General features: G+C 35.2%; 9 protein-coding genes. 3 read left to right on the top strand and 6 right to left on the bottom strand.

The annotated features are described in order from the left end of the window. Positions 1-2 precede the first annotated feature (2 nt). On the bottom strand, positions 3-2987 hold the full coding sequence (locus REB14_RS03430) for a GmrSD restriction endonuclease domain-containing protein (protein ID WP_309521515.1): 2985 nt from the start codon (positions 2985-2987) through the stop codon (positions 3-5). A gap of 435 nt (positions 2988-3422) precedes the next feature. Next, positions 3423-3788, bottom strand: a complete 366-nt coding sequence (locus REB14_RS03425; RefSeq protein WP_309521514.1) for a hypothetical protein — start codon at positions 3786-3788, stop codon at positions 3423-3425. A gap of 605 nt (positions 3789-4393) precedes the next feature. Between REB14_RS03425 and REB14_RS03420 the strand changes: the two genes are divergently transcribed. The 3 genes from REB14_RS03420 (at position 4394) to REB14_RS03410 (ending at position 11302) form a co-directional block, all read left to right on the top strand. Next, on the top strand, positions 4394-7387 hold the full coding sequence (locus tag REB14_RS03420; protein ID WP_309521513.1) for a SusC/RagA family TonB-linked outer membrane protein: 2994 nt from the start codon (positions 4394-4396) through the stop codon (positions 7385-7387). Positions 7388-7439: 52 nt separating this feature from the next. After that, positions 7440-8816 carry a RagB/SusD family nutrient uptake outer membrane protein gene (locus REB14_RS03415; RefSeq protein ID WP_309521512.1) on the top strand — a complete coding sequence of 459 codons (1377 nt, stop codon included), beginning with the start codon at positions 7440-7442 and terminating at the stop codon, positions 8814-8816. 83 nt (positions 8817-8899) lie between these two features. Continuing rightward, positions 8900-11302, top strand: coding sequence for an alpha/beta hydrolase family protein (locus REB14_RS03410; RefSeq protein ID WP_309521511.1), 2403 nt, complete (start codon positions 8900-8902; stop codon positions 11300-11302). Positions 11303-11336: 34 nt separating this feature from the next. Here the strand turns inward: REB14_RS03410 and REB14_RS03405 are convergent, their stop codons facing one another. The 4 genes from REB14_RS03405 to REB14_RS03390 are packed head-to-tail and all read right to left on the bottom strand — an operon-like array spanning position 11337 to position 13590. Continuing rightward, positions 11337-11609 (bottom strand): hypothetical protein, encoded by a 273-nt coding sequence (locus REB14_RS03405; RefSeq protein ID WP_007846410.1) that lies wholly within the window; start codon positions 11607-11609, stop codon positions 11337-11339. A gap of 25 nt (positions 11610-11634) precedes the next feature. After that, positions 11635-13155: a DoxX family protein gene (locus REB14_RS03400; protein ID WP_309521510.1), complete on the bottom strand. Its 1521-nt coding sequence runs from the start codon at positions 13153-13155 to the stop codon at positions 11635-11637. Positions 13156-13173: 18 nt separating this feature from the next. Continuing rightward, complete coding sequence (locus tag REB14_RS03395; RefSeq protein WP_164466612.1) at positions 13174-13341, bottom strand: hypothetical protein; 168 nt, start codon at positions 13339-13341, stop codon at positions 13174-13176. Positions 13342-13353: 12 nt separating this feature from the next. After that, positions 13354-13590 (bottom strand): hypothetical protein, encoded by a 237-nt coding sequence (locus REB14_RS03390; protein WP_309521509.1) that lies wholly within the window; start codon positions 13588-13590, stop codon positions 13354-13356. Positions 13591-13651: the final 61 nt, after the last annotated feature.

Here is a 13651-nt window from a genome sequence, read left to right as displayed (position 1 = left end):
AATTACAATAAATAATTCATTCTTAGTATAAAACTAGAAATTGAAGAATCCTTATTAGATAAAATTTTATAAATATCAGTAGTATTGTAATCATCTGAAAGAACTCTATTTAATTCATTTAAAATATTTTTTATATCAATGTTCTCCAGGTAAGTAAAATTGCTATATAAACAAAAATGTATAATGCTATTTACTACATTAATAAAATATGTTTTTTTACTTAAATCCTTTTCTGTGATTATTATATCGTAAAAATATTTAAAAACAATTTGGTCATCCATCTTTATAATTGGAATACTAAATTCACTAATGCGTGTTTTTAATAACTTTTTCATAGAATTATCCTTATAAAAGATTGCTGAAGAAAGTATTAAATATAAATATTCATATAGAAATCCTTCTCTTTTAATATTTAAAGCGAAAATATTATCCTTGACAAATAATTTATTTTTATCATAGTAAACATTGTAATTATTAAACGAGCTTTCTTCATTGATAACTACTTTTTCATTAGACATTATTTTAATAGAGTCCTTCTCATCGCTAAAATTTTCTAAAAAATTGTACTGTTTAATCTCAACTGTTTTTTCAAAACTTTGGAAAAAATCAATAAATTGGAATCCTCCATCTTTTTTCGATGAGGTAATTAAATTATTTGACGAAATTCCTTTATTTATATTAAGTATGCTTTCAAGCTTTATTTTGTATATAGCATCCTTATGATATTGATTACTATGTTTCTTTTTAAAAATTTTTACAGAATTATTAAACTCTTCAATATTGTTAACGTTATTCATCTGTGTAAATAATCCTCTTACATCATGTATAATTTCAGTCTGCTTACTTATTATGCTGTCAAGTTGTACTTCGTTGATAAAAAACCACAAGGCATATAAAGATTGCTGAGTTCTACGACCATTGTCAACACAAAGCAAATAATCTAGGCTTAGAGCTAAACTTTTTTGGTTTATATTACTGATGAGAGTTTTTAGTTTCTTTATAAAGTCTGCTTCAAAGATATTTGAAATATAAATTAAATTTTGATATTCATTTTCTAAGGTTTTTGTTAGATCGGGTTTTGATTTTAGCCTAAAATTAATTTTATTTCCAACTTTATAATAGTCCAACGCCTCATATGATTTGAGCGGATCATTAGAATTAAAAAATTGATACTGTAAATAGATTAGAGCAGTAAGAATATTCTCATTCTCCATTCTAGTTGTGGCTTTTCTAAAGTAGAACCATTCCTTATTATTTAAGTAAATGTCTTTGATTGTATTAATTAATTCTCTTGATACGTAAGAATTCCACATTTCAAAAGAATCAATTTTGATTGGATATGGTTTATAATTTAATCTAATGAATAGATCCACAGGATCAAATCTATCATTATATTTAGAATCAATTTCAACTACCCATAAATCGTAATTTTTAATTTTCTCTTGATATTCAGGAAGTAAATCCTTAAACTTTTTAGAACTTAAATCTGATAAGATTCCATTTTTTAAGTTAAGGGAATAGTAATCTTTTTTCGTTGACTCAAATTCATTATCAGTATTGATAAAATCTTCTCCTAAAAAACCCAATATTGTCAATAATCGCTGTTGACCATCTATAACTTCTGATATACCATCATTTTTATAGACAAATATTGGTGGTAATTTGATTCCTAAAAGTATACTTTCAATTATCGCAGATGCCTTTTTTTTATCGATAACCTCATTTCTTTGATATTGAGGTCTGATGATAAATTTTTGCCTCTTCATTGAACGTATTATATCATTAATTGAAATAGAGGAAGGTTCTGGTTTGTTAATTCTTAAATCTTCGAAACTAATGACCTCTTCATTGTCTTGTGTATTATTTATATTATTTAACTGTCTATTAAAGATATTAGAGTCTTTAAGATAAACATTAAAGTTTATTTTATATAGTTGGCGGAATATTCTAGAGATATTTTCGTAACGACTTTTGATATGGATTGCGAATGAACTTCTGTCCATGTTATAGATTGCGATATTATTATCCAAATAATTTGCTATTTCACCTATTTCTTCCTTCGTTAAATTCAGATGATTCTTTTCTTTGTGGTATATAGAAAGGGACCAGAAAAGGCATTCGGATATTAATCTATTATAGTTATCCTTATCTTTAATCTTTTTATAAATTTTTTCAATTATATTAATTTTAGTAGTAAAATTTTTTCGTAAATTTTCTAAATCCACATCATCCACATTTTCATATAAAAACTCATAAAACTGATTAATGATATTACTTTTTTTTACTGAGTAATATTTTATCGGAATGTAATCAATGACCAACAATTCTCTGATTTTTTTAAGAAGAACTTCTTCCGTAAATTTTTCAAAATGAAATAGTAGTTTTAATGTTTCGAAAGTTCTTTTATCACTAATTATTTCACTTTTAAAAAATTGGTTTAGATCATCGTATAGAAATTCAGCTTTGTCAATCTCATTTGTTTTGAGTGGCGTTATACCAGAATTATATCTTTTAAAAATTTCTCTTTTAACGTTATCTTCAATTAGTGCAGTAATGCCATCTTTTGTATTAAAGCTAAATTCAATAACCCTTAATTTGGTATCCCAAATTAAATCTTTGTACTTTTTATTTAGTGAATCAAAATTTTTATTAATAAAATCTCTATTTGAAAGTTTTTTTAAGCCTTTTCTTTTCAGTTTAAATTCATTGTTGATAAACCGTAAAATCGTTTGATATCGCTGCCTACCGTCAATAACTTCTACTTTTGAAATTTTTCTAAAGTAAATTAATGGAGGGATTTCTGTACCAAGCAATATACTTTCTATAAAATATGTAGCCTTTTCATCATCCCATACGTAATTTCTTTGATATGATGGTTTAAAGTTAGTATTATGTAGTTTTTCATCATCATTAAATAAGGAATCTATTGAAACTGTTTTAGAATCGATTTTCAATTTATTTTCAAATACGTCTTTTATATTCGTCATAGCTATTTAATTTAAATACCAATTGATTCGGTTTATCAATATTGATTTATGTGGTCTAAAGCAAAAATTTTTAGTATTGATTTTAACACAAATATAAACAATAAAAGGATCTTTTAACTCATCAGGAATATCAAGAATGAAGTAATTAATAGAGATTAAAAAATATTGATGTGATAGTTTCTAATTGGAAAACCTTTTTATTTAGTCTTTATTTTTGCTACTTAAAAAAAATACATGAATCTATGAAAGTAGTAAAATCAACAGCATTTTCTTTAGCATAAAAGCATTTGTATTAGAAGTTTAGATTTGATATAAGCAAGGAACTGATCAAAAACCAAAAGAGAATATAGGGAGATAGAATGCCTTAACCAACAATGCTTGCAGCGTTAATAGAAAAGCAATTGATAAATAAAAAAATCTGAGACTTTTCAGGATTTAATATTTTAAATATATTGAGTAAAGTCTTGTTAGTTTTTTCTTTGAATTTATAGCAATATCAACTTCTTCATCTGACACATTTTTTACAATCTCAAAATATTTGCTAATATCTATATTAAAGTAATCACAGATTAAAAAGATATTTTGAAGAGTTGTATTAGGTAATGATTCTTCTCTAGCAGAGTTCCAATCAATATTGTATTTTTCTTTAATATCATTATTTAAATATATTTGGGTCATAGGTTTACTGTTGATGGAAATTGCTTCCCTCAATCTTTTGTTTATAATGCCTACAGCAACCTTATACCTAAAAACTTTTTTCTGATATTGCACTGCTGTAAAATAATTTATAAAAAATTGCATATTCAACGACGTATATGTCGTTATTTTGCTATATTTGCTTTAGTTATATTATAAATGTAACTTTGCGATACTTCAACGAAATATTAGAAGCTATTGCTTAGAGTCTTGGTTCGAAAACTGGTAATTTTTAATCCCTAAGACGATAAGTATGCGGCTCACGACCTAGGCGTGGGTCTCTCTTATCTTGGGATAAGGTATACCAGTACCTCGAATCGGATAATGTAGAGTTCCCATGCCATTTTATTTCATGCTGTTCGCTTTATCTCTACATTAAAATCTAAGCCCGCTTACAACATAAGTATCAGAGTGTACGATACAATAGGAGGGTACAGCCTATTGCGGCTTTAAAAAGCTTACACGGGAACACAGATTCATTCATATTAAATCCTTTCCGGTGCCTTGCGGTCACTGATTAAAGAACCTCACCAGTCCTTTTTCATACTAAAGGGCATCAGGAAAGTCTTTATCTAAGAAATGAATCAAAAAACTACTCAACTTAAAATCAGAAGAAAGAAAAAAGCCCCTTCCCATAGCGTTTGCAGACCAACGGGAAAGAGCGTAGTTCAGTAATTAATCTTTAAAAATTAAAAAACCTTTACAAATCTATGAAAAATTCCTATTACCATATAGGAGGCATTTTCTTTGGGCTCATGTTTACCGCTGTAAGCATTACTACAACTGCCCAGACACGCACTATTTCTGGTACCGTAACCTCATCAGGTAAACCTTTGCAGGGAGTTGTAATCTCCCAACAAGGCAGTGATCAGGTAACCACGACCGGCAACAATGGAACCTACACCTTACAGGTTTCAGCAGAAAATACCATCCTATTGTTCAGACACCCTGATTATGCAGAGGAAAAATTCAGACTCACTAATCAGACCGTCGTTAATATCAGCTTAGAACAGAAAGTAAAGGGAATCGAAGAAGTTATTCTCAACGCTGGCTACTACAAGGTTAAAGACAAAGAAAGAACCGGTAGTATTGCCAAAGTTTCAGCAAAAGATATCGAAAATCAACCTGTCACCAACGTACTGTCAGCAGCACAGGGAAGAATGGCAGGAGTCAGTATCACCCAGAATTCAGGAACTCCCGGAGGTGGATTTGATATTCAGATCAGAGGCAGAAACAGCCTTCGGACCCGAAGCAATTCCGTAATCGATGGCAATCAGCCGCTCTATATTATTGATGGTGTTCCGGTGGGTACGGGAATCAGTTCCTCCTATGCCGGAAGTATCCTTCCCAATGCAGACATTAATCCGTTAAACAGTATAAATCCTAACGATATTGAAAGTTTCGAGATCCTGAAAGATGCGGACGCTACCGCCATCTATGGTTCAAGAGGTGCTAATGGAGTAGTGCTGGTGACCACCAAAAAAGGAAAAAAGGGAAATTTAAAACTGACCCTGAACTCTTCCTATGGTCTGAGCCATGCCATTTCAAACCTTAAAATGATGAATACTGCTCAGTATCTAGATATGAGAAAGCAGGCATTTGCCAACAGCAATATCTCTGTCTATCCTGCTAACGCCTACGACATTAACGGAACCTGGGATTCCAACCGTTATACAGATTGGAGAAAGGAACTGATTGGTCATTATGCGGCTTTGTCAAGTACCCAGCTTTCACTCAGTGGGGGAAGTGAAAATACCAATTTCCTGCTCAGTCTTGGTCATAATGAACAAACCACAGTGTTTGGCAGGGATTTCAGGTACAGAACCAATACCGTTTCAGGAAATATCAGCCACAGGTCTGCTGATCGAAAATTCAGTTTTAGTTCATCCAATATTTTTACCGCAACAGACAATAACCTGATTACCTCTGATGCGACCAGACAGTCGTATATTCTGGCTCCCAATGCACCCGCTCTTTATGATGCAGAAGGCAACCTTAACTGGGAAAACAATACGTTTACGAATCCCGCAGCGGCTTTTGAGAATTCCTATTCCAATAACAATCTGCAATTCCTTAACAATATCAGTATGGAGTATGAAGCTTTTGAAAATTTTAAGCTCAAACTCAATGGAGGTTTAACCTATCAGACTTTTGAAGAATGGTCACTTCGTCCGAGTACGGCGTATAGCCCTTCTGCTGGGGCAACATCTCTCAATTCCATGTCTTCAAAATCCAACCAGAACAGACTGTCGATGGTGATAGAACCCCAGATAAGCTGGATGTATAGAGCAGGTAAACATAAATTTGATATCCTGGTGGGAGGTACTTATCAGAGAGATGTTTCAGACCGAGGTGAAATCCAGGGATCTGGTTTTGAGAGTAATGCCTTTATCTATAATATAGGTGCTGCAATCAATAAAGTCGTCCTTGACCAGATCAGTACTGAATACCGGTACGGTGCTTTTTTCGGCAGAATCAACTATCAGTACGATAAAAAATATATCCTCAATCTCACTGGAAGAAGGGACGGCAGCAGCCGATTTGGTCCCAATAATAAATACGCCATGTTCGGTGCTGTTGGGGCAGCATGGTTGTTTTCGGAAGAAGATTTTATGAAGAACATCTCATGGCTCAGTTTTGGAAAGCTGAGAGGGAGTTATGGTTCGTCGGGAAGTGATAATATCGGGGATTACCAATACCTCGATACCTTTGCCACGGCTAACCTCATCTATAACGGCAGCACAGGACTGGCTCCAACAAAACTCTACAATCCTGATTTCAGTTGGGAAAGAACCATCAAAACAGAAGCTGCTCTTGAACTAGGATTGTTCAACAACAGGCTTAACCTAAGTGCTGCCTATTATCGAAACCGCTCAGGAAATCAACTGGTAGGCTATCAGCTTTCCTCAGTAACGGGATTCAGCAGTGTACTGGCTAATCTGGATGCCGTTATTCAGAATACAGGACTTGAATTTGAGGCCAGCGGAGAAATTATCAATAAGGGAAATTTTTCATGGAAAAGTTCTTTCAATATCACCATTCCCCGAAACAAACTGATTTCCTTTCCGGGACTTGAAGGTTCATCCTATGCCAATACTTATGTGATCGGGCAGCCTGTAAATATTGTTAAACTCTACCAGCTTCAGGGGGTAAACCCTACTACCTTGGTCTATGATTTTACCGATTTCAATGGCGACGGAAAGATCGCATCACCGGATGACAGGCAGGTGATCAGAAATCTTGGACAGCAGTTTTACGGAGGGCTAAGCAATGAATTACGCTACCGAAACTGGAACTTTTCATTTTTGTTGCAATTTGTAAAGCAACAGAGCCGGAACTATAACTCGGCAATGTCTTCTCCGGGGATTATGGCGAATCTCCCGGTAGAGGCATTGAATGTATGGTCGCCTTCGAATCCGACCGGTCTTTATATGCCATACCGCTCCACCTCTAATTCTTCCCACAGCCTTTTTCAAAATAGTGATGCCAGTGTTTCTGACGCTTCATTTATAAGGCTTAAAAATGTGCAGCTTACCTATAATCTTTCTTTGGATTCCGGTCTTTTCAGGGAAGTAAAGCTTTATTTTCAGGGGCAGAACCTCTGGACGTGGACGAAGTTCTTTGGAATTGATCCCGAGATGACCTCTTTTGGATTCCTGCCTCCTTTGAAAACGTATTCATTGGGCATTCAGCTAACGCTGTGATGAATGCTTAACAACCACAGACCATCATATTATTTAACTCAATACAAAAACAATGAAATCAATATTCAATAGTATAATAATGGCAGTGCTCATCTATCTGATGAGTACCGCTATATCGTGTGAAAAAATGCTGGAAGTAGAGTTGCCTGACAATCAGATGTTGTCAGAAACCGTTTTCAGTGATACTCAGACTGCCAACGCCGTATTATCTGGATTGTATGCCGGATTGTGGGAATCATCACCTGTTACAGGTGATCAAAGCGGAAGGCTTTTGGGTCTTTATACGGATGACCTGACCTACTATGCAGTCAATGCCACTAATGGGCTGCCTGAACTATCCAATAATACTCAGATTGATTCCAATCAGTTTGTCAGTTCGTTCTGGAATGCTGCGTATCAGAAAATATATGTCAGCAATTCCATACTCGAAGGGCTGGAAGGAGCAGATCATATTCCGGCAGCTGATAAAGCAAGGATAAAAGGGGAGACTCTGGTCATCCGCTCTTTGCTCCTTTTTTACGTTCAACAGGTTTACGGGGATATTCCGTATCCTGTGACCACCAATTATATGATCAATCAGAGCATTTCAAAAACACCTTCTGCAGAAGTGCTGATGAGAATTGAATCTGATGTGAAGGAAGCTATTGAACTGCTTTCTGATACATACCAAAATAATGAACGCATTTATATTAATAAAAAAGCAGCGCAGCTACTTCTGGGTAAAGTTCAGATGCAGCAGCTGAAATGGACGGAAGCAGAAGCCACTCTGAAAGCAGTTGTTCAGAGTCCGCTCTATCAGTTTCAAAATGATATCACCAAGGTCTTTCTTAAAAACGGAAGCCATATTATCTGGCAGCTCAGACCTAAGAACAATGGGGATGCGGTAAGGGAAGCAACTATTTATTATTTTGTTAATGCTGCTCCTACCTCTATGGCACTTTCCGCATCTTTAATCAGCTCATTTCAAAATGGAGATCTTAGAAAGCAAAATTGGATGGGAACCGTTACAGTAGGGGGCAACACCTGGTACAGAGCGGAAAAATACAAAACAAGGTCTTCCAACTCCACAGAAAATTCCATTGTCTTCAGACTGGAAGAAGCCTATTTGCTGTTGGCGGAGGCTCTGGCTCAACAAAATAAAATGTCAGAGGCCCTACCGTTTATTAACCCGATCAAACAAAGGGCAGGACAGCCATTGCTAGGCAGTTCTGTTACACAACAGCAGCTTCTTGAGGAAATCCTTAATGAAAACAGAAAAGAGTTTTTTACAGAAATGGGACATCGGTTTCTTGATTTGAAAAGAGCAGGAAAGCTTAATGAACTACAGCAGACTAAACCCAACTGGAAAGATCAACATAAAGTATGGCCTCTTCCGCAACAGGAACTGCTGCTCAATCCCCATCTGAATCCTCAAAATTTAGGTTACTAATGAGAGTATATTGTTTAATTATTCTGCTGTTTTCTCTTCATTGTTTTAATGCACAGAGGTCGATTAAGGAATTGGACCAGTGGATGTCGCGATTCTCAACGATGATAGGTCAGATGAAGGTATCCGAAGATCAGCGATTCGTTTTGGTGACTAAAATGTACGCGAATAATTCTGATTCAGTTCTTGTGTTTGACCGCCAATCAGCAGTCATTCCATCCGATACCATTTTAAAAAAGAGCAGCATCAGTTTTCTGAACAATAATACGGTCTTTGCTTCAGGACCGTGCAGGGCTGAATTAATTGAGCTGAAGTCCAAAAAAAGAGAAATTTATGATAGTGTACAGCGATGCAATGTCAATGAAACCCTGAAGCAATATGTCATATTGGGTACTGATAAAAACCTGAAAATCTATAATGCCAAAGGAAAAGTTCTTCACCATGAGGCGGGAACATTGAACTATACTATTACGCAGCAGGGACAGGTTTATATTCTTGCTGAAAGTGGAGGATTTCATAAAATATTGAAATGGAATGGAAGTACTATGAAATTGCTTTATTCCACTGCAAATCACATTGTTGCGATGGATCTTTTAGAGTCAGAGAGATTTATTGTTGTAAAAGAAAAAATAGATCCCAATGGAAAGATCAGGGTAAGATTATTAAGAATATCAGACGGACAGCTGTTTCATAACAACCGGATCAGTCTGGGAGATGCCCAAAACATGAAATTAACTGAAGCAGGTCATTCTGAAACTTTTTTGATTGATATTTCCGTCAGGAACCTCCCCGAGAAAATTGGAAAACTTGAAATATGGTATGGAGGAGACAAATATCTGCGCAATAAGGACCAAGGGCTGATGGAGCATCAGTATATCGTATGGAATGTTAAAAATAATCAAGCTCATTCAATCCCTCCCAAATCAATGCAGGTTTATGTAGCGACAGACAATCCACGTTATTTTTGGACCTATAATGCCAGGGAGGACAATGATTACCGTGGATTTAGAAGCCTGAATGTATATCGATATGACCTTTTAGAAAACAAATCTGAACTTGTTTTTGAGAATGCTTCAGAAATGGTCATAGGAAAGGACAGTCGTTACACCATTGGATTTCTGATGTATAAGAATCAATGGATGGTATACGATCATCTGTTAGAGCAGACAAAAATAATCGATTATAATGGAATACTAAACTATCCTATCTTTATGCCGGATAGCAGTTTGCTCTTTACAGCAGGAGACCGACTGATCAATTATCATCTGGAAACAGGTGTGTTAAAAACAGGATTCAAACAAGAGAACAGCAAAATCAGCTTTCATGAATACAGTGGGAAAATGATTCATCAGATGGAGTCTTTTAAGATAACACGACGAACTATTGAAATGTCTCAACCGTTGATGCTGCATATAAGGAGAGAAGATCATAATGATTCCGGATATTATTCTTTTTATAAAGGTAAACTCAAGAAAATACTGCCATACAGCAGCAACAGAATCAAAATGTTCTCATATAAGGGCAGGCATGATTTAATGTATTCGATCGAAGAAAACTACAATCTGTCTCCACGGCTGTACAGCAAAAGCAAGTCATCAGGTCAAAAGAAGGTACTTTATACAACCAACCTTCATGATAAAGAAGCGATAGACCTGCAGCAGGATGTTATTTCATACACCAACAGTGAGGGTAAGGACCTGAAAGGAGTTCTATATTATCCCATTAAATTTGACAGGACAAAAAAATATCCTTTGGTGGTACAGGTATACAGTATTCAGCATGATGAGTTCAACAAATACCTGTATCCCGCCTGGGGACCCAGTGGATTCAATATTCGACTGCTTCTTGAGAACGGTTATATGGTTTTCCAGCCAGATATTATTTCTGATAACAGGGGTCCGGGAATTTCGGCGCTTGATTGTGTTCATTCCGGATTAGATGCGATTCGGGAAAATGAAAATATTGACTTCAGGCGCATGGGATTGACAGGACACTCATTTGGTGGTTATGAGACCAACTTTATCGCTACCCATTCAGAAAGGTTCGCAGCCTATGTCTCGGGAGCGAGTCTTAGTGATATTATGAATACTTACTTTTCATTTAATGAACTGTTTAAAATAGCAGACTATTCAAGATTTGAAACTGGGCAGTTTTCAATGGGAGTTCCTTTTTCAAAAGATAAGGATCTGTATTATAAAAATAATCCCATCAATTTTATTGAGAAAGTCAACGCACCTGTATTGCTTTGGGCAGGTAAGAAAGACACGAATATTCCGCCAACGCAAACCATGAGCTTTTATATGGGATTATTAAGAAACAGAAAAAAGGTGGTGGCACTGATGTTTATAGATCAGGAACACACGTTCAAGAAAAGTTCCGAAGACATCAGGGATCTTAATACTAAAATCTTGGAATGGTGGGACTATCATCTGAAAAGCCGGAAAGATATAGGATGGATTGATAAAGAAATGAAAAGGGACGCAGAATAGCGTCCCTCATTTAATTAATACTTTATACAATGCACTAAGGAATTTTATAAAGTGGTGTTCCACACATCGTGCCTGAACCGATTCTATGCAGTTCAACGCTGGTATCCAGTGCCCATTCACAGACATCACCGGAAACGATATTGCTGCATTCCTGATCAGCATCCTCACATTGGAACTGACCACCACCTAAGCTAACAATTCTGTAAGCCGGCTCTAAAGCTCGTGTACTCTTCTTTGCCAACATGGTGGCAAAAGCTGACCCTGTTCCCAGTGCTACCAGGATGACAGGAAAAAGAATTTTTTTCATAATAAAAAAATATTTGATTTGCTGCCTACTCTGAAACACGGTTTTCGGCTTCCCCGTTTTTAAAATGTTTTTTCAGGGGCTGGGTAAGTTTATATTTTACCAGCTGATTTCCAACAATTGCGTACAAATGCTCATCGGTGACTCTAAAATCTGACATGATATTATTTTTAATATTGTCGATGTACATGCTGCCAATATATTCCTGAGATTCGGTATTATAGATGTCAATAACTTTGCTTTCCTTCCATCTGCTTAAAGATTCATGTTTTCCTCTTAATTGAGCAGGGTTAAATAACAGACCTCTGTATACGATCGCATGCCCGTTAACTTTTAGTGCAGGTTTAGACATTTTAGATTTTCCATTGGATAGCGATGTTACTTTAATCTGTGCGATTTTAGTCGTATCAATAGTTCTCCATCTGTGAATAAGCTGCATTGAATGGTTCATGACAAGAAACTGGTTTCTGTAACTATAGATATAGCTGACAGTCGGTCTTATAGGATCAGATGAAAGATAGCCGTCGGAATCAAAAAAACCATCCAACTGCTTTTCAAGTAAATCAGGATGCAGTGTCACCTGATTTTTGCCATTGTGATTGATTAAAATAGTTCCCAGCGTTAAATTCCTGGTTTGAGATGAGAGGGTGCGAATGGCAATTTTATTACTGTCAATAATTTCAAGCTGGCTAAAGAATGCATCGTTAAAACTGATTACTTTGTTTTTTGCATCACCTAATTTGCCTTTTAATATGATGGGTACATTTCCATCATAGATATAATAATGGTGATCTTTAACTTTAATCTCTATTTTTTTAAATGGATATTTGCTGAGTTCCAGATCAATCTTTTTATTTACAGCTTTTTTTAAAAGTGAATCAACTGCTAATAAATTTTGAGGGAGGCTTCGGTTAGCTAAGTAAAGATCTTCATTTTTAGCACCAGCAAAATAAAATGAATGGTTCTCCAGATCCATACTTTTTACTTTTAAAATAGGATGCATCAGAAACCTTCTTGTAAAATTGTTTTCCTGTTTTATAATGTATTCTGACTTAAAAAACAAAACAATGACAAGAATACAACTCAAAATATTGGAAATTCCTAATATCAATGCTGTTTTACGGTAAGTCTTATGATTTGCTCTTCCCATGATGAGAACAGATAGACCTCCTATAGCTACACAAAGAATATTAAAAATCAGATGTTCAGTCCATCCCATTTTTTCCAAGATCCCTCCACAGGAACAAGGAACAAAGTCACTGTAATTTAGAATGAGAAATATATAGATCGTAAATGCTGACATTAAGGCAGTTGATAAATATAATCCGATTAATCTCCTGCTTGGAAAAGTTAATAATAGTACAATAATTAATTCTACAATAATGACCAGATATGATACAATTCCTGCATAAGAACTTAGTAAAGGCGACTGAGCAATCTGTACTTGAAAATTTTCAAAATCAAGCAATTTACTCATACCTGCATATACAAACAACAGAATAAAAAAGCAGGAAACAGTTGTGATAAAAATAGTTTGGAATTTTTTCATAGCATGTCATTATTGGGTTTAACAAACCTGAACCAATCTCCATTTAATCTTCCATCCGCAATATTCAGGCATCGGTTCACCCTTAAAGAGGGTTACAGTTGTTTTGAAATTCCCCATACTTTCCCAGATGCCACTCTTTGGACATGGTAAGCCTGTAACAACTGTTATGGAGGTATGAGGAATCATATTTTTTTGTTTTTAATCCTGAGTAAGCCGCCAATTATCACCGTCTCTGACAGGAGGATCTTTTGTTCCAGGATCTTCAATGACTTCTATGGATTTAGCAGAATCCTGTTTCATTACTAAGCCATTTATTGTTGGCTCTGATTTTTCAATATATTCACTATCTGAAATCATATCTTCATCTCGAGGGGTGCAGTTTTGTAGACAAACTGCTGCGATGATTATGCTAAAAAATGGGATAAACTTTTTCATTTTGATAATTTTAATTGGGTTATCCCGGCCGGATTATATTAGAATTCTGATGTCAAAATTA

It is taken from the genome of Chryseobacterium metallicongregator, assembly GCF_031324065.1.
GTDB lineage: Bacteria > Bacteroidota > Bacteroidia > Flavobacteriales > Weeksellaceae > Chryseobacterium > Chryseobacterium metallicongregator.
Note: the sequence above shows the minus strand (reverse complement) of the source record. Positions and strands in the feature narration are given on the sequence as shown.

Bases quoted from the DNA above. Each gene is read 5' to 3' on its own strand.
- REB14_RS03430 (WP_309521515.1), bottom strand. From the start codon at position 2,987: ATGACGAATATAAAAGACGTATTTGAAAATAAATTGAAAATCGATTCT.
- REB14_RS03425 (WP_309521514.1), bottom strand. From the start codon at position 3,788: ATGCAATTTTTTATAAATTATTTTACAGCAGTGCAATATCAGAAAAAA.
- REB14_RS03420 (WP_309521513.1), top strand. From the start codon at position 4,394: ATGAAAAATTCCTATTACCATATAGGAGGCATTTTCTTTGGGCTCATG.
- REB14_RS03415 (WP_309521512.1), top strand. From the start codon at position 7,440: ATGAAATCAATATTCAATAGTATAATAATGGCAGTGCTCATCTATCTG.
- REB14_RS03410 (WP_309521511.1), top strand. From the start codon at position 8,900: ATGTCGCGATTCTCAACGATGATAGGTCAGATGAAGGTATCCGAAGAT.
- REB14_RS03405 (WP_007846410.1), bottom strand. From the start codon at position 11,609: ATGAAAAAAATTCTTTTTCCTGTCATCCTGGTAGCACTGGGAACAGGG.
- REB14_RS03400 (WP_309521510.1), bottom strand. From the start codon at position 13,155: ATGAAAAAATTCCAAACTATTTTTATCACAACTGTTTCCTGCTTTTTT.
- REB14_RS03395 (WP_164466612.1), bottom strand. From the start codon at position 13,341: ATGATTCCTCATACCTCCATAACAGTTGTTACAGGCTTACCATGTCCA.
- REB14_RS03390 (WP_309521509.1), bottom strand. From the start codon at position 13,590: ATGAAAAAGTTTATCCCATTTTTTAGCATAATCATCGCAGCAGTTTGT.